The 15,924-nt window shown below is 58.5% G+C and carries 13 protein-coding genes; 5 read left to right on the forward strand and 8 right to left on the reverse strand.

Going from position 1 to position 15,924, the window contains the following annotated elements:
• Positions 1-258 precede the first annotated feature (258 nt).
• Genes MTP43_RS07670 through hprK form a run of 5 tightly spaced genes read right to left on the reverse strand, consistent with a single transcriptional unit; the run spans position 259 to position 7,470 of the window.
• Positions 259-3,768: a DNA polymerase III subunit alpha gene (locus MTP43_RS07670; RefSeq protein WP_113621070.1), complete on the reverse strand. Its 3,510-nt coding sequence runs from the start codon at positions 3,766-3,768 to the stop codon at positions 259-261.
• Positions 3,765-4,697: a DNA-binding protein WhiA gene (gene whiA / locus MTP43_RS07675; RefSeq protein ID WP_097786311.1), complete on the reverse strand. Its 933-nt coding sequence runs from the start codon at positions 4,695-4,697 to the stop codon at positions 3,765-3,767. The genes MTP43_RS07670 and whiA overlap by 4 nt, the downstream gene beginning before the upstream one ends.
• 16 nt (positions 4,698-4,713) lie before the next feature.
• Entirely contained in the window at positions 4,714-5,577 is an 864-nt protein-coding gene (gene rapZ, locus MTP43_RS07680) for an RNase adapter RapZ (RefSeq protein ID WP_113621071.1), read from the reverse strand.
• A 31-nt stretch (positions 5,578-5,608) separates the two neighbouring features.
• The gene (gene murB / locus MTP43_RS07685; RefSeq protein ID WP_015538537.1) at positions 5,609-6,505 is read right to left on the reverse strand and encodes a UDP-N-acetylmuramate dehydrogenase; all 897 of its coding nucleotides are present in this window, start codon (positions 6,503-6,505) and stop codon (positions 5,609-5,611) included.
• A gap of 29 nt (positions 6,506-6,534) precedes the next feature.
• On the reverse strand, positions 6,535-7,470 hold the full coding sequence (hprK, locus tag MTP43_RS07690; protein ID WP_015538538.1) for an HPr(Ser) kinase/phosphatase: 936 nt from the start codon (positions 7,468-7,470) through the stop codon (positions 6,535-6,537).
• Positions 7,471-7,738: 268 nt separating this feature from the next.
• Here hprK and MTP43_RS07695 point away from each other — a divergent pair, with 268 nt between their 5' ends.
• Genes MTP43_RS07695 through MTP43_RS07705 form a run of 3 tightly spaced genes read left to right on the forward strand, consistent with a single transcriptional unit; the run spans position 7,739 to position 11,556 of the window.
• Entirely contained in the window at positions 7,739-9,520 is a 1,782-nt protein-coding gene (locus MTP43_RS07695; RefSeq protein WP_015538539.1) for a Na/Pi cotransporter family protein, read from the forward strand.
• Positions 9,521-9,523: 3 nt separating this feature from the next.
• Positions 9,524-10,210 carry a response regulator transcription factor gene (locus MTP43_RS07700; RefSeq protein WP_005925707.1) on the forward strand — a complete coding sequence of 229 codons (687 nt, stop codon included), beginning with the start codon at positions 9,524-9,526 and terminating at the stop codon, positions 10,208-10,210.
• Positions 10,207-11,556, forward strand: a complete 1,350-nt coding sequence (locus MTP43_RS07705; protein WP_005925704.1) for a sensor histidine kinase — start codon at positions 10,207-10,209, stop codon at positions 11,554-11,556. The genes MTP43_RS07700 and MTP43_RS07705 overlap by 4 nt, the downstream gene beginning before the upstream one ends.
• Here the strand turns inward: MTP43_RS07705 and MTP43_RS07710 are convergent.
• From MTP43_RS07710 to MTP43_RS07720, 3 genes are read right to left on the reverse strand one after another with little or no spacing between them, the layout of a single operon-like run.
• On the reverse strand, positions 11,553-12,512 hold the full coding sequence (locus MTP43_RS07710) for a hypothetical protein (RefSeq protein ID WP_005925701.1): 960 nt from the start codon (positions 12,510-12,512) through the stop codon (positions 11,553-11,555). The two genes, MTP43_RS07705 and MTP43_RS07710, sit on opposite strands and share 4 nt — an antisense overlap.
• Positions 12,509-13,297: a hypothetical protein gene (locus MTP43_RS07715; RefSeq protein ID WP_005925698.1), complete on the reverse strand. Its 789-nt coding sequence runs from the start codon at positions 13,295-13,297 to the stop codon at positions 12,509-12,511. Before MTP43_RS07715 ends, MTP43_RS07710 begins: the two co-directional genes overlap by 4 nt.
• Positions 13,294-14,838, reverse strand: a complete 1,545-nt coding sequence (locus tag MTP43_RS07720) for a spore germination protein (RefSeq protein ID WP_113621074.1) — start codon at positions 14,836-14,838, stop codon at positions 13,294-13,296. The genes MTP43_RS07715 and MTP43_RS07720 overlap by 4 nt, the downstream gene beginning before the upstream one ends.
• Between MTP43_RS07720 and MTP43_RS07725 the strand changes: the two genes are divergently transcribed.
• Together MTP43_RS07725 and MTP43_RS07730 are read left to right on the forward strand one after the other, a co-directional pair.
• Entirely contained in the window at positions 14,837-15,529 is a 693-nt protein-coding gene (locus MTP43_RS07725) for a DUF421 domain-containing protein (RefSeq protein WP_117526173.1), read from the forward strand. The two genes, MTP43_RS07720 and MTP43_RS07725, sit on opposite strands and share 2 nt — an antisense overlap.
• Positions 15,526-15,894 carry a DUF4363 family protein gene (locus MTP43_RS07730; protein ID WP_005925691.1) on the forward strand — a complete coding sequence of 123 codons (369 nt, stop codon included), beginning with the start codon at positions 15,526-15,528 and terminating at the stop codon, positions 15,892-15,894. Before MTP43_RS07725 ends, MTP43_RS07730 begins: the two co-directional genes overlap by 4 nt.
• The last annotated feature ends 30 nt before the right edge of the window (positions 15,895-15,924 follow it).

Raw genomic sequence — 15,924 nt, forward strand, 5'->3', positions numbered from 1 at the left:
CCAATTTACAGTTCAGTTCTTCATTTACCCTTTTGCCTGTACCCTCTTCTTCCAGAAACAGGCCAGTTGCTTTGCAACAGCTTTGATTCGCCTTTAATGATTATAGCACACCATCCAGACAAATTTCAATAGGGTTTTGAGACTTTATGCAATTCCATGCGGTGCAAAATAATGACGGTACATCGCATTATTTTTGCAATTTGTACCACTTGGAAAAATTGAAATCGTCCCATGCAGTGCCATTCGTGCACAAATATGTCATTTTGTTGCAACGTTTTCTGTGCCCAGCAGCCGCTCCAGCTCTTTGAAGAAGAGCGGATGCCCGGAAGTGTACAGCCGGCGCGGTGCGGCCAGCTTCTGCTTGGTATCTTCCAGATACAGGATCACCGGGATATCGCCATCAAAGATCTCCAGCAGGTTCACCACTTTATCGTACTGGGGGCAGCTGCGGGACGGCAGACGGATGAATACCCGCCGGGCAGCTGTTTTGACAGGGTCCGGGCGGCCTTTATCCAAGCGGGTCGGGTCGTAGCTGTCAATGGGCAGAATGCTGTCTGCCAGCAGCTTGGAGGCTTCATCCTCCCGCACGGAAAGCCGGCCATCGATGACCACAACAGCGTTTTCCTGAATGGCATCCCGGAACCTGTCCAGCACCTTGGGGAACACGATCACCTCCATGGTGCCGGTCAGATCCTCCACACTGGTAAAGGCCATCATGCTGTTGGATTTTGTCGTCATCATGCGGTTTTTGACTACTGCACACACGATACGCACCTTTTCGCCGTCCTGCACATGGGCATCCTCGCCGGTGAGGTCTTTGATGGTGTGGGAGCCGATGCGGGCAGATTTTTCCCGGTAAGCGTCCAGCGGATGGCCGGACAGGTACAGGCCGCTGACCTCTTTTTCTTGTTGCAGCAGCTCGGCAGGGGTGTACTCTGCCAAGGGGCGGATCTCGTAGACGTCCTCCTGCGGGCTTTGCTGCACTTCCCCGCTCATCACGGAGAACAGATCCAACTGTCCTTCCAGATTGCGGCGAGAGTCGGTCTCGATACTCTTGAGGATGCCCTCTACCGCCTCCACCATGCTGTGACGGTTGGAGCCGAAGCAGTCAAAGGCACCGGCTTTGATCAGGCTTTCCACCGCGCGGCGGTTCAACTCACTGCCGTGCATCCGCTTGCAGAAATCATAAAGGCTTGTGTAGGGCTTTTCCTTACGCTCGGTGACTGCGTTTTCGATGAGGTTGCGGCCTACGTTTTTCACGGCGTTCAGCCCAAAACGGATCTGACCGTTATCATCAGCGGTAAAGCCGCCGTTGGAAATATTTACATCCGGCGGCAGCACCTTGATGCCCAAACGGGCGCACTCGCCGGAATACTCAATGACCTTATCCGTATTATCCAGCACACTGGTCAGCAATGCTGCCATGAACTGGCTGGGGTAATGGCGCTTGAGGTAAGCGGTCTGGAAAGCCACATAGGCGTAGCAGGCCGCATGGCTCTTGTTGAAGGCGTAGGACGCAAAGCTGGACATCTCGTCGTAGATCTGGTTTGCCACCTGCTCCGGGATACCGTTGGCAACGCAGCCGGGGCATTCGTGGCCGGGCTCGGTGCAGCCGTGCACAAAATGTTCCCGCTCGGCTTCCATGACGGCGTGCTTCTTTTTGCTCATGGCGCGGCGAACGTTATCTGCCTGTCCGAAGGAGAAGCCCGCCAGTTCCCGGAAGATCTGCATGACCTGCTCCTGATAGACGATGCAGCCGTTGGTCACATCCAGAATGTGTGCCAGCTGCGGAGTCTTGTAGCTGATCTTGTCCGGCTCGTGCCGATTGCGCAGATAGGTGGGAATGGAGTCCATGGGGCCCGGGCGGTACAGACTGATCAGAGCGATGACATCTTCAAGGTTCTGGGGCTGCAACCCCACAAGCACCTGCTTCATGCCGGAGGATTCCAGCTGGAACACACCCTCGGTATCGCCCTGCCCCAGCATTTTGTAGGTATCCGGGTCGTCATAGTCCAGATCACGGATGGAGAACTCCGGGTGCTGCTTTTGTACCGCAACCTCCGCATCTCGGATGACAGTCAGGGTGCGCAGACCCAGAAAGTCCATCTTCAAAAGACCCAGCTCTTCGATCTCGGTCATGTTGAACTGAGTCACCGGCAGGCCGTCGTTGGTGGCAAGCGGCAGATAATAATCCGTCGGTTCCGGCGTAATAACCACGCCCGCCGCGTGGGTGGAGGCGTGCCGGGGCATTCCCTCCACCTTCAGTGCGGTGTCGATGAGTTCGGTCACCTGCGGGTCGGTATCGTAGAGCTTTTTCAGCTCGCTGGAAACCTCCAACGCCCGCTTGAGGGTCATCTTCAGTTCCATGGGCACAAGCTTTGCTACCACGTCCACCTGCTGGTATGGAATACCCATCACACGGCCCACGTCCCGGATGGCGTTGCGGGCTGCCATGGTACCAAAGGTGACGATCTGCGCCACATGATCCGCACCGTATTTGCGGTTGACGTAGTCGATGACCTCCTGTCGGCGCTCGTAGCAGAAGTCCACATCGAAATCCGGCATACTGACGCGCTCAGGGTTCAAAAAGCGCTCGAAGATCAGGTTATAGCGGATGGGGTCGATATCCGTGATGCCCACGCAGTAGGCAGCAATACTGCCCGCGCCGGAGCCGCGTCCCGGCCCCACCGGGATGCCCTGACTTTTTGCAAAATTGATATAGTCCCACACGATGAGGTAGTAGTTGGTATACCCCATGGTCTTGACCACGCTGATCTCGTATTTCAGGCGGTCGATGTTGGCCTGCGGCACGTCCGGGCCGTAGCGGCGCTCCAAGCCGTCCCAGCAGAGCTTTTCAAAGTAGGCCTGATTATCCATGCCGTCCGGGGCTTTGTAGTAAGGGATCTTGGTGTGACCGAACTCAAAGTCAAAATTGCACTGCTCGGCAATCTTTGCCGTATTGGCGCAGGCTTCCGGTACCATGGAGAACAGCTCGTACATCTCGTCTGTGGTCTTGACGTAGAATTCATCAGTCTGGAACTCCATGCGGTCGGCATCCTGAATGGTCTTGCCGGTCTGGATGCACAGCAGGATGCTCTGCATCTTGGCGTCCTCTTTGCGTAGATAATGGGCGTCGTTGGTGGCTGCCATGGGGATGCCAGTCTCCCGGGAAAGCTTGATGAGCTGCGGCAGAACGGTGGAATCCTCTTTCAGGCCGTGATCCTGCAATTCGATGTAGTAATTCTCTGCACCGAATAGATCCCGGTACCACAGCGCAGTCGCCTTTGCGCGCTCGTAGTCCCCTGCCAGAATGGCCTGCGGGATCTCGCCTGCAAGACAGGCCGAAAGGCAGATCAGTCCCTCATGGTATTGCTCCAAAAGCTGCTTATCCACACGGGGCTTGGAGTAAAAGCCCTCCACAAAACCGGCAGAGACCATTTTGATCAGGTTCTTATAGCCGGTCTCGTTTTTGCACAGTAAAATCAGGTGGTTATTGCCGTCTATTTTATTTACCTTATCAAAGCGGGTGCGGGTGGCAACATACACTTCGCAGCCGATGATGGGCTTGATGCCCGCCTTTTTAGCGGCTTTATAAAACTGCACACAACCGTACATTACGCCGTGGTCGGTGCAGGCAATAGCGGTCTGTCCGCATTCCTTCACCCGCTCCATCAGCTGGTCGATGCGGCAGGCACCATCCAAAAGGCTGTATTCCGTATGGATATGCAAATGGGCAAAGGGATGGGTATTTGCGGTGGGTTCACTCATTGTACGGCCTCCTGTCCCTCCTGCTGGCGCTGGCGCAGATTTTCCGCCAGTGCTTCCAGTTTTTTCATCCGGTGTGATAAGCCGGATTTGCTCACTGCCGGGTCAAAGCAGCCGCACAGCGCGGTAAGCGAAAGATCCGGGTATTGCAGACGCTTGGCTGCTGCCTGCTGCAATACCTCCGGCAAAGTTTCCAGCGCGTGCTGCTCCTGCAAATAGCGGATGGCTTTCAGGGTCTGGGCATTCGCCCGCGCGGTTTTGCCAAGGTTTGCGGTATCGCAGTTGGTCTGCCGGTTGGTCTGGTTGCGTACCTGTTTGAACGCCTTGAGCACACTGATCTGGGTCGCGGCATCCGCAGCGCCCATAAAGCGGAGCAGCCGCTCCACATTGGCACCGGTCTTGACGTAGATCAGGTTCACGCCGTTGCGGCGGGTGCGGTGGGGCGCAAACTCGTGCTCAGCCAGCAGCGCTTCAAAATCCCGGGCGAGGTTCGTCCGGGAGGTGAGAAATTCCAGATTATATTCCTTTTGCGGGTCGGTGACCGTGCCGCTGCACAAAAAGGCCATGGCGATATAGGCACTGACGCAGGTCTGGCAACGGATGAGCCCGGGGTCGATCTGCAAGCTGGTCTCCCTGCCGGTGGTGCCGAACAGTTCATGCAGGCGGGTGACCTGCTCCGCATCGCGGATATTGAACTCGTACAGCACACCGCTGACGCGGGGCTTTTCCAGGATCTCGCCCCGGATGCCGCAGCGGGCAAACAGCTGCTGCGCCAGCTGCACCGTATGGGGTTGCTCGGTTTGCAGCACAAGGCCGCGGGCATCAAAGTATTTGGCAAAGCAGGCAATGCCATAGGCAGCTGCACGCACACAGCATTCCTTGGTGGGGCTGCGCTGCGCGATTTCCTCCCGCGCACTGGATGCAAAACTCATAGTATTTCCTCTGTTTTCAGCGCACGGCATCCCGGTGCTGCACCCCGGGCTCGTAGCCCAGAGAGGTGCAGTATTCCGCAAGCTTGCGTGCGAATGTGATGGAGCGGTGCTTGCCGCCTGTGCAGCCCACCGCAATGGTCAGCTGGCTTTTGCCTTCCTTGACATAGAGCGGCAGGGCGTACTGCAAAAAGTTCTCGTACCGGCGCAGCAGCTCCTGTGCTTCGGGGTAGCCCATGACAAAATCTACCACTTCCTGATCCAGTCCGGTCTTGTGCTTCAGTTCCGGCACATAGAAGGGGTTTGGCAGGCAGCGCACATCCAGCACAAGGTCGGCCTCCGGCGGCAAACCAAACTTGAACCCGAAGGACATAATGGTGAGACGCATGGCATTTTTTGCCCCGCCGTTTTTCATGAACAAATCGCAGATACGCTCTTTATTCTGGGAGGTGGAGAGCAGACCGGTATTGATGGTATAGTTTGCGCGTTCCTTTAAGGGCTGTAAGATCTGCCGCTCCTTCAAAAAGGCATCCCGGGTAGAGATGCCCTCTGCAATGCTGATGGGGTGGCGGCGGCGGGTCTCGCTGTAACGGCGCATCAACACATCGTCCGGCGCATCCAGAAACAGAATCTTATAGGGTGTTTTCTGCTCGTCCAGCTGCTGCAGGGCAGTCTCGATCTGTTCCCTGCTGCGGCAGCCGCGCACGTCCATGGAAAGCGCCACCCGCTCCAGCTGGTTGTCGCCCGCCTTGGAAAACGCCGTAATGCTGGGCAGCAGCCCCGCCGGGACGTTATCGATGCAGAAAAACCCGATATCCTCCAGCGCATTCATAGCCACAGACTTTCCTGCGCCGGAAAGTCCGCTGACGATCAACAGCTCCATCTGTGTTCCACACTCCCTCTATTTGCGCAGTTCAGCGGACTACGCGGATCTCTTTTTCCAGATCATAACCGGTCTTTTCCTTTACGATGGTGCGTACTTCTTCGCACAGCGCCAGCACGTCTGCGCAGGTGGCGCCGCCAAGGTTCACCACAAAGCCGCAGTGCTTCTCGCTGACGGCGGCACCGCCGTGTCGGTAGCCCCGCAGACCGCACTGGTCAATGAGGGCTGCGGCAAAAGCGCCCACCGGGCGCTTGAAGGTACTGCCTGCGCTGGGCTTATCCAGCGGCTGCTTATCCAGCCGCTTTGCCATCAGCTCGTCCATCTTTGCGCGGATAACCTCCGGCTCGCCCGGAGTCAGGGCAAACTGCGCCGAGAGGATACAGCCGCCGTTTTCTTCAAAAATGCTGTGGCGGTAGCGCAGGTCAAGTTCTGCTGCCGCCGCTTCTTTTACTTCGCCCTCGGCGGTAAGGTACTGCACCGTGGTCAGCACATCCTTCATCTCGCCGCCGTAGGCTCCGGCGTTCATGTAGACTGCGCCGCCCACCGTACCGGGGATGCCGTAAGCAAATTCCAGTCCGGTCAGGCCGTGTTCCAGCGCCGTTTTGCACAGCGCCGAAAGCCGCACGCCCGCCCCGGCGGTGAGTTGTGTGCCGTGCACCTCCACGGTGTCCTGCATGGAGGAAATATCCAGCACCACGCCGTTGTAGCCCTCGTCGGCAAACAGGATATTGCTGCCGTTGCCCAGCAAATAGTACCGGACGCCCTGCGCTTTGCATAGTGCAACAGCACGGCAAAGCTGTGCCCGATCTGCCGGCTGCACGAACAGCCGCGCCGGGCCGCCGATCTTAAAAGTACAGTGCGCTGCCAGCGGCTCGTTTTCTTTATAAGCAATGCCTGCTGCGGTCAGCAGCTGCTTGAGTTGTTCCATAGGGTCAGGCTCCTTTTTTATCGGGAAAATCAGTCCATTTTGTCATCCAGTCCCAGCCGGATCAGCAGCTCCTTGGCTGCGTTGTAGCCCATCTTCTTCTGGCGGTTATTGATGGCTGCAGTCTCCAGCACCACAGCCAGATTACGGCCGGGAGAGACCGGGATGCTGGTGCTGGGAATGCTGACGCCCAGAATGTCGTAGTATTCACTTTCCAGACCGGTGCGCTGGTAGTTCTTGGTGGGGTCCCACGCTTCCAGCTGCACCACCAGATCCAGACTTTCGCTCAGCTTGACAGCGCCTACGCCGTACACGCGGGCCACATTGACGATGCCGATGCCGCGCAGCTCGATGAAGTGGCGGATATTTTCCGGGGCAGTGCCCATGATCTGACGGTTGGACACCTTGCGCAGCTCCACGGCATCATCTGCCACCAGACGGTGGCCGCGCTTGACCAACTCAATGGCCAGCTCGCTTTTGCCGATGCCGCTGTCGCCAAGGATCAGGATGCCTTCGCCGTACACCTCCACCAGCACGCCGTGCCGGGTGATGCGGGGCGCAAGCTCCAGATTCAGTACGCTGATCAGGCTGCCCATCAAAGTGCAGGTAGTCTCGTTGGAACGCAGCAGGGCAACCGCGTGCTTCTGCGCCAGTTCCTGCATCTCCGGGAAGGGCGCCAGCTCCTCGCTGCGGCAGACGATGACCGCCGGGGGCTGCTGCCGGAACAGCTGCTCCAGCGCTTCGTAGCGCTTTTCTGCCGTCAGACCGGACAGAAAGTTCATCTCTGCCAGACCCATGATCTGCAGGCGAAGCTTATCAAAGTAATCATAATAGCCCGCCAGAAACAGACCCGGGCGGTTGACCTCGGCGATCTCTACGCTGATCTCATCCAGCGCCCGGGGGGTGTATACCACTTCCATGCTGACGCGGTCGGTCAGCGTTTTAAGCGAAACATTGAACGTACCCATCCTGGTTCCTCCTGTATCCTTTTGCCGCGCTGTGCTGCGGGCATTCTTATTCATATTATAATAAAATTCGGCGGCAAATACAACGCCCGGGGCGCTGTTTTTGTACCCACGGCGGGAAACCGACGCTGCATCGCAGCGTGTGCACAGGATTTTTACATTTTTCTTACTTTACATGGGTTTTACATTTCGGCGATTTCAGATTTTACATTGTTTTTCTATACTTAAAGCACAGGAGAAAAACACGTCAAGAAAAGTGAGGAAAACACTTATGACCATTTTTAATGTCTTTTCGCTGCTGGGAGGTCTGGCCCTGTTTTTGTTCGGTATGGACATCATGGGCAAGGCACTGGAAAAGCAGGCCGGCGGTCAGCTGCAGAAAATTCTCAGCAAGCTGACCGATAATCCCCTCAAGGGCTTTTTTCTGGGTCTGTGCGTAACCGCCGTGATCCAGAGCTCCAGCGCTACCACCGTTATGGTGGTGGGCTTTGTCAACAGCGGCATCATGGAGCTGCATCAGGCCATTGGCGTGATCATGGGCAGCAACGTGGGCACTACCGTGACCAGCTGGATTTTGAGCCTTTCCGGTTTGCAGGGCGACAGCCTGCTCGTCCAGCTGCTCAAGCCCACTTCTTTTAGCCCGGTGCTTGCATTTATCGGCATTTTGCTGTATATGTGTAAGAGTGAGAAGAAAAAGGGCGTGGGCACCATCCTCATCGGCTTTGCTGTGCTGATGACCGGCATGACCACCATGTCCAACGCGGTGCTGCCCCTGCAAAACGAGGCATGGTTCACCAGCCTGTTCACCCGCTTCTCCAACCCCCTGCTGGGCGTTCTGGTGGGCGCACTGGTCACCGGCATCATCCAGAGCTCCAGCGCCAGCGTGGGCATCCTGCAGGCGCTGAGCGCCACCGGCGTCATCACCTACGGCAGTGCCATCCCCATCATCATGGGTCAGAACATCGGTACCTGTGTGACCGCACTGCTGTCCTCGGTGGGTGCGAATAAGAACGCCCGCCGGGCTGCCATGGTGCACCTGTACTTCAACATTATCGGTGTGACCATCTTTCTGTTCGGGTTCTACGGACTCAACGCCGTCTGCCACTTTGCCTTTGTGAATACCACCATCGAGGCTTGGGGCATTGCAATCGTGCACTCGGTGTTCAACATTCTGGCCACCGTCATTCTGCTGCCCTTTGCCACCGGGCTGGAAAAGCTGGCCATCCTGACCATTCCCGATTCCCCGGAAAAAGAGGAGTTTGCGCTGCTGGATGACCGTCTGCTGAACACCCCCGCCGTGGCTGTGGAGCGTGCTCGCGCCGCTACCGCTGAAATGGCCGAGCTTGCCCGGGTGGGCGTGGTGCAGGCCATGAGCCTGACCCACGAATGGAACGACGAACTTGCCCAGAAGGTGCGGGACGAGGAGTGCCGGGTGGACCGGTACGAGGACGCACTGGGCACTTATCTGGTCAAGCTGTCCGGCCGGGAACTGAACCACACCGACAGCCAGAGCGTGAACACCCTGCTGCACACCATCAGTGATTTTGAGCGTATCAGCGACCATTCCGTCAACCTGCTGGAATCTGCCGAGGAGATGCACCAGAAGGAGATTCACTTCTCCAAGGATGCACAGGAGGAGCTGCAGGTTCTGGAGGATGCGGTGCAGGACACCCTGAGCCGCACCACCGATGCTTTCCGCAAGGGAGATCTGCACCTTGCCTCCAAGGTGGAGCCGCTGGAGGCCGTGGTCAACGAGCTGGTGCGTGCCATTAAGGCGCGACACGTTGCCCGCCTGCAGGCCGGCAGCTGCTCTATTGAGTACGGCTTTGTGCTGGACGATCTGCTGACCAACTACGAGCGTGTGTGCGACCATTGCAGCAACGTGGCAGTTGCGCAGATCGAGGTTGCACAGGACAGCTTTGATACCCACGCTTATCTGAACGATCTGCGCCACGGCAACGACACCAAGGAAAGTGAAGAATTCCACCGCCGTCTGGGCCGCTACCGTGAGCGGTATCTGTTCCCGGACGGACAGACTGCTGAGGAGAACTGAGTTATGATCTATATCGTAGAGGACGATGCTTCTATCCGGGAGCTGGAGCAGTATGCCCTGCAATCCAACGGCTACGAGGTGCAGGGCTTTGAAAGCGCCGAGCCCTTCTGGCAGGCCATGCGCACTGCCGAGCCGGAGCTGGTGATCTTAGACGTGATGCTGCCCGGCGAGGACGGCTTTTCCATCCTGAAAAAGCTGCGCAACACCCCTTCCCTGCGTAGGCTGCCAATCATTATGGTCACTGCAAAATCCAGCGAGCTGGACACCGTGCGCGGGCTGGACTGCGGCGCGGATGACTACATTGCAAAGCCTTTCGGCATTATGGAATTTCTCAGCCGGGTGCGTGTGGCGCTGCGGCGCTCTGCCCCGGAGGTAAGACCGGACGTGCTGGCCTTTCATGAAATTCAGCTGGATAACGCCCGCCACAGCGTTACGGTAAACAGCACCCCTGTGGAGCTGACCTACAAGGAATACTGCCTGCTGCGTCTGCTGCTGGAAAACACCAGTCTGGTGGTGACCCGCGAGACCATTTTGCAGGTAGTGTGGGGCACCGACATCTCGGTGGAAAGCCGTACCGTGGATATGCACATCCGCACCCTGCGCAAAAAGCTGGGCGATGCGGGGCGTTACATCTGCACTGTGCGCAAGGTGGGCTACAAGCTGACCGATGAGGAGGCCGAAGAAGAATGAAGCTGCGCAGCATGGAAGAAAAGATCAGCTACCGGTTGTTCCTGATGGGCTTTCTGGGGCTTATATTCACCGCAGTGCTGTGCATTTTTGTGTTCCATAAGGCCTTTACGGCGCAGGCATGGTCGGCTTTGGAGCGCGAGACCGACCTTGTGCGCGCCGGGTACGAGCAGACCGGAGACCCCACACAGCTGAGTGCCTTTGTGACCGATGATCTGCGCGTGACGCTGATCAGTCAGGACGGCAGCGTGCTGTTTGAATCTGCCACCGACCAGCCCATGGAGAACCATCTGACCCGCCCGGAGATCCGCGATGCCATTGCAAACGGCGAGGGTCGGGACATTCGCGATTCCCAGACCATGGGCTACGAGACCTATTACTATGCGCTCCGGCTTTCCGGCGGGGATGTGCTGCGCGTGGCACAGGACGCCGAGACCGTGTGGTCCATCTATGATGCCACTATCCCGGCCATCGTGCTGAGCTGCGTGGCGCTGATGCTGGCTGCTGCGGTGCTGGCCGCCCTGCTGACCAAAGCACTGGTACAGCCGGTGCTGAACATGACTGAGGATCTGGATCACATTCAGGAAAATGTGCCCTACCGGGAACTGATCCCCTTTGCAGAGAGCATCCACTCCGACCGCATTCTGCGAGAAAACAACGAGAAAATGCGGCAGGAGTTTACTGCCAATGTCAGCCATGAGCTCAAGACCCCGCTGACCAGCATTTCCGGCTATGCAGAGTTGATTGAGACCGGCATTGCAAAGCCGGAGGATGTGCCGGATTTCGGCCGCAAGATCCACAGCGAGGCCACCCGCATGATCCAGCTGGTCAACGATATTTTGCAGCTTTCCAAGTTGGACACTGTAAGCGAGACCGGGGACACCCCCGTAATGGAAACGGTAGACCTTTTGGAGGTTGCCAAGGAGTGTGTGGAGCGCCAGAAACTGAACGCCCGCCGCGCCTATATCTCCCTGACTTATCTGGGCGAGAGCGCCCCGGTGCTTGGCAGCCGCGCGCTGCTGGATGAACTGTGCCAGAATCTGTGCGACAACGCCATCCGCTACAACCGCCCGGGCGGTAAGGTACAAATCATCACCACCTGCAACCGGGACGGACACTGCTCCCTGACCGTGGCCGACAACGGCATCGGCATCCCGCGGGAAGCTCAGGCCAGCGTGTTCGAGCGCTTCTACCGGGTGGACAAGAGCCGTAGCAAGGCCACCGGCGGCACCGGGCTTGGGCTTGCCATCGTCAAGCACATTGCCCGCATCCACAACGCCCGCATCAAACTGGAAAGTCAGGTGGACGTTGGCACCACCATTACCGTCACCTTTCCTACTGCCTCTTAATACAGCATGAAATGCACGTCTGTCCGCCATTGCGGGCAGGCGTTTTTTGTTGGGTCAAAGCTTGCGCCGCTGCCGCTCCGCAGCGCTGCCCGGGCTTGCAGGTGCAGCACATCCACGCCCTGCTGCCAGCAGCTTTGCAAAAGTGCGGTGCACTGCGCCGCAAGCTGTTGCCGCTGCGCCTGCGTGGGCAATGGGCTGTGGGCAGCGCGTTGACAGTCCAGCCGCACAAGCACCTGCGCCTTTTGCAAGGTGACTGAAACGATGCAGCGCCGGATGCCGATGCGCTCCCCTTCCAGCCAGAGCTGCCGGGTGCCGCCCTGCCCGGTAAGCAGCCGGTAGACCTCGGCCTGCTCCGAGGACAAGGGCGTATCGCCCGCTACGGTGTGCAGAACACCGCCCTCCTGTATCGTTATCTCTTCCGCGTTCCACCGGAGAATGGGCAGAAGCCCCGGCTCTGTATGCTGATACAGCCGGGGTGCGGTGGGTGCTGCGGCCTTTATTTGTGCCATCAGAGCATCCGGCAGGGCGGCCCGTGTGGCAAGGTGGCCTGTCTCTCCTTCTGCGCAAAGCAGCCTTGCCGCCGTGCGTCCGCAGCCGCGCCGCAGCACCAGCTGCTCGTACTCTGTTAGTAATGGCTCTTCCGCTTTTGGCAGCAGCAGATAATCACACAGGCGGTAGCTTGCGGTTTGGGGCAGTGCCTGCTCTGCCGCAGCCAGCGCCTGTTCCATCGTTTGCCCCTCTGCCTGCACAAACTGTAACGCGGCAGAGGCTTCGGCGGCATCGGCGGCGGCCTGCGGTGCCTGATAGAGCAGCCCTGCCTGATACCCCTGCCCTGTCTGTGAAAGATACACCGCCCGCACCATGCTTTTCTCGGTGCTTTCGCAGCGCAGGAATAAAAGGCACCATCCTGTTAGAAGCAAATACAGCATCGGTTTGCAAGATTTCTGTTTTCTCATGGTTGCACCTCGGCTTCCGGCTGCTGCCAGAGCAAGCGGATAGCGGCACACAGCATGGCTGCCCGGTAGACAGCGCACAGCAGCCACAGCAGCAAAAGCAGCGCATCCATGCGGGAAAAGCTGCCGCTACTCCACGCCCGCAGCAACTCCAGCCGGGGGTAGGTTTCGCTGCCAAACAGCAAAGCACTGCCCAGCAAAGCCGCAGCCTGCACCGCAAAGCCCCATACCGGCAGCCAGACCGTGCGGCGGGCAGACCGTGCACTGCACAGAAGGGCTCCTGCAAAATATTCAGCGTAGACCGGTATGTCCCAGTTTGCTGCAGTCGGCTGTGCCGGGGTAAACAGCCGGTACCAGTGCAGCTGCCCTGCAAGCCCCAACAGGCAGACCACGCCGCCCACAGCGGCAAACCACCACAGCACCCGCGCCGAAGCGTTCCAGCTTGCAGGAGGGACAGCCCACCCCGCCCAGAGCAGCAGCGGCAGAAAGCCCAGCAGCGCCATGGAGGAAAACTCTGCCGTGCACAGCCCTTGTGCCTGCACGAGGGTGTGCATCAGTTCCATAAAAAGCCCAGCTGTCAGTGCCAGCCGCACCGCAAGGGAGGGCGCTTTGTTCTGCAACATTGCCACTGCCAGCGCCGAAAGGATGCACAGGCACACCGCGCTGACCACGCCCAGCCACAGCGCCCGGCGCACCGGAACGCTTTGCGGGATGCCGTCTGCCAGCGCTGCAGTTACCAAACTGAGGGTCAACGCCGCCGGGGTAAAACGTTCTGTTTGCTGCTTCATGACCGCCGTTTCCCCCTCTCCCGCTTTTGCCAGATATTGAACCCCTGCCGGGACAGCTGCCGGTAGTTGCGGCGCAGAACGCCGTCCTCGGAAAGCGGCTGCTGCGGGAAGGGGTGCGGCGCAAGATACGGCACACCCAATGCTTCGGTGCTGACGAGGCTGAGCAAAAAGCCGAAAAACGCTGCTGCCAGTCCCACTGGTCCGGCAAGCCCTGCCAACAGCACCGTGCCGATGCGCAGCAGGGTGGCAGGCTCGTACAGACCCGGGGTGACAAAGACTGCAATGGCCGTGATGCTGGCCACAAAGATGACCGGGGTGCTCATAAGCCCGGTGGCAATGGCGGCATCGCCAATGATGAGCGCCGACACCAGACTGACCGAGTGCCCCAGCGACTGCGGCATCCGCAGCCCGGCCTCCCGGATAATCTCTAAGAGTAGGATCACCAGCAGCATCTCGGCAAACAGGGGCAGCGGGGTGGCCTTTTCGGCTGCTTCGATCTTATACAGCAGCTGCGGGGGCAGCAGCTCCGGCAGATGCACCGCCACGCACACAAAGACCCCCGGCAAAAACACCGTAAGGTAGAAAGAAAAGTACTTCAGCACCCGCAGAAAAGAGGAAAACACCGCTGTGGAAGCGTAATCGTCCAGACACTCGAACTGCTCGCTGAACAAAGCGGGCAGCACCAGCGCCGAGGGGCTGCCGTTGACCAAAATTACCAGCTTGCCCTCGCAGAGCTTTGCGGCGGCGACCGCCGGGCGCTCGGTGTAGTGTACCGGGGTGAACAGCCGCGCCTTGCCGGGCAGCAGCCACGGCACGAAATAACTGGAATCCAGCAGCAGTTCCGGCCTTGCGCTTTGCAAAATGGCGCGCACCCGCTGTACCATGGCGGGGTCTGCACGGTCCTTGCAGTAGCAAAGAGCATACTCTGTATTGCAGCAGGTGTGCGCCTGTGCGGCCTCCTGCATAAGGGTATCGGTACGGACAAGGCGGCGCAGAAGGCTCAGATTCACCCGCAGAAGGTCGGTAAAGCCTTCCCTGCTGCCGCGCAGATTGCCCTCGGCGGATGGCTCTTCCACGGAGCGGAATTTGAGCCCCTGCACTGAAAAAACAATACCACTGCTGCAGCCCTCTAAAAGCAGCACCGCCATGCCCGCCGTCAGCCGCGCTACGAGCTGCGACATATCCTGCACCGGAGTGCTCTCGGCCGGAAACGCCGAGCCGTGCAGGATATGCGCATAAGCTTGCGTACCAGTAAGCCGGACAGAAGCAGACTGCCGCCCGGCGGCGTCCAGCAAGAGTTCCCAGAGTGAATCGAGACTTGCCATGCCGTCAAACATTACGATGCACCCTGGGCAGCCATACAAAACGATCTTCTTCGCATAATAATCTGCCGATTTGCCAAACCTAGCATCAAGCGCGGACAGGTTTTCCGCAAGGCTTTGCGAAAGCTGCTGCACATCCATCACTCCTTTGTGTGTGCAGTATGCCCGCTTTGCCGCAGCGGAATACGCCGCGCACACCACCATGGAGGGTTTGTGCATGAAACTGCTGCTTTGCCGCACTATTATTTTGTATCTCTGCGTTTTGTTTGCCATGCGGCTGATGGGCAAGCGTCAGCTGGGAGAGCTGCAGCCGGAGGAGCTGGTATCCACCATCCTGATCTCTAATCTGGCGTCCATCTCCATTGAATCGGAGGATGTCCCCATCACCGCCAGCCTCATCCCGCTGTTCCTCATTGCGGCACTGGAGCTGCTGGGGTCGGTGGTGAGTTTCCGCAGCCAGAAGTTCTTCAATTTTCTCTCCGGGCGTCCCAAAACGGTCATTCTGGACGGAAAGATCGACCAGAACGCTTTGCGGATGCTGCGGCTGACCACCGCCGACCTGATGGAGGCGCTGCGCGGCAAGGATATCTTTGACCCGCGCAAGGTGTCCTATGCCGTAATTGAAACAAACGGCACACTGTCGGCGGCGCTGCGCCCGGAGCAGGAAGCAGCCACCCTCTCCGATTTACAGTTGAAAGTACAGCAGACACAGGCCACCATCCCCTTTGTGCTGGACGGGCAGGTACTGGAGGATAATCTGCGCTGGTGCGGCAAGGACCGTGCGTGGCTGGAACGCACCGCCACGGCAAACACGGTGCTGCCACAGGAGATCTTACTGCTTATCGGCAACGAGACCGAGGACTATTTTCTGCTGAAGAAGGAAGGCCGTCAGCCGGGAGGAAAAGGATGAAGCGGATCTATGCGTGTATCCTGATTGTGGCGGCGCTGCTGGCAGTATCCCTTTACAGTAGCGGACGGGTGCAGGGTTTTGCACAGGATATCTCGGCTGACTTGGACTGCGCCCTTGAGGCTGTACGGCAGAAGGACTTCCCCACCGCGCGGCAGGCGCTTGCCGAGGGTGCAGAGCTGTGCGACACCATGCGGGAGACTATGAGCCATCTGCTGCGCACGGCCGACTACACGGAGCTGGAAGCGGCACTGCGGGCGGCAGATGGATACCTTGAGCAGCAAGCCACAGAGGATGCGCTGGGTGAGTTGCGCCGCGCACAGGTGGAGGTGGAGCGGCTGGAATGGCTTGCCCGGCGGCTGGTATAAGATGAGCAAAAAAGGACACTGCACAGTGTT

Origin of the sequence: Faecalibacterium sp. IP-1-18 (assembly GCF_023347355.1) — a bacterium.
Lineage (GTDB): Bacteria > Bacillota > Clostridia > Oscillospirales > Ruminococcaceae > Faecalibacterium > Faecalibacterium prausnitzii.

What these genes read in the sequence shown, in the direction of transcription:
- MTP43_RS07670 (WP_113621070.1), bottom strand. Translation starts at nt 3,768, where the DNA reads ATGAGTGAACCCACCGCAAATACCCATCCCTTTGCCCATTTGCATATC.
- whiA (WP_097786311.1), bottom strand. Translation starts at nt 4,697, where the DNA reads ATGAGTTTTGCATCCAGTGCGCGGGAGGAAATCGCGCAGCGCAGCCCC.
- rapZ (WP_113621071.1), bottom strand. Translation starts at nt 5,577, where the DNA reads ATGGAGCTGTTGATCGTCAGCGGACTTTCCGGCGCAGGAAAGTCTGTG.
- murB (WP_015538537.1), bottom strand. Translation starts at nt 6,505, where the DNA reads ATGGAACAACTCAAGCAGCTGCTGACCGCAGCAGGCATTGCTTATAAA.
- hprK (WP_015538538.1), bottom strand. Translation starts at nt 7,470, where the DNA reads ATGGGTACGTTCAATGTTTCGCTTAAAACGCTGACCGACCGCGTCAGC.
- MTP43_RS07695 (WP_015538539.1), top strand. Translation starts at nt 7,739, where the DNA reads ATGACCATTTTTAATGTCTTTTCGCTGCTGGGAGGTCTGGCCCTGTTT.
- MTP43_RS07700 (WP_005925707.1), top strand. Translation starts at nt 9,524, where the DNA reads ATGATCTATATCGTAGAGGACGATGCTTCTATCCGGGAGCTGGAGCAG.
- MTP43_RS07705 (WP_005925704.1), top strand. Translation starts at nt 10,207, where the DNA reads ATGAAGCTGCGCAGCATGGAAGAAAAGATCAGCTACCGGTTGTTCCTG.
- MTP43_RS07710 (WP_005925701.1), bottom strand. Translation starts at nt 12,512, where the DNA reads ATGAGAAAACAGAAATCTTGCAAACCGATGCTGTATTTGCTTCTAACA.
- MTP43_RS07715 (WP_005925698.1), bottom strand. Translation starts at nt 13,297, where the DNA reads ATGAAGCAGCAAACAGAACGTTTTACCCCGGCGGCGTTGACCCTCAGT.
- MTP43_RS07725 (WP_117526173.1), top strand. Translation starts at nt 14,837, where the DNA reads ATGAAACTGCTGCTTTGCCGCACTATTATTTTGTATCTCTGCGTTTTG.
- MTP43_RS07720 (WP_113621074.1), bottom strand. Translation starts at nt 14,838, where the DNA reads ATGCACAAACCCTCCATGGTGGTGTGCGCGGCGTATTCCGCTGCGGCA.
- MTP43_RS07730 (WP_005925691.1), top strand. Translation starts at nt 15,526, where the DNA reads ATGAAGCGGATCTATGCGTGTATCCTGATTGTGGCGGCGCTGCTGGCA.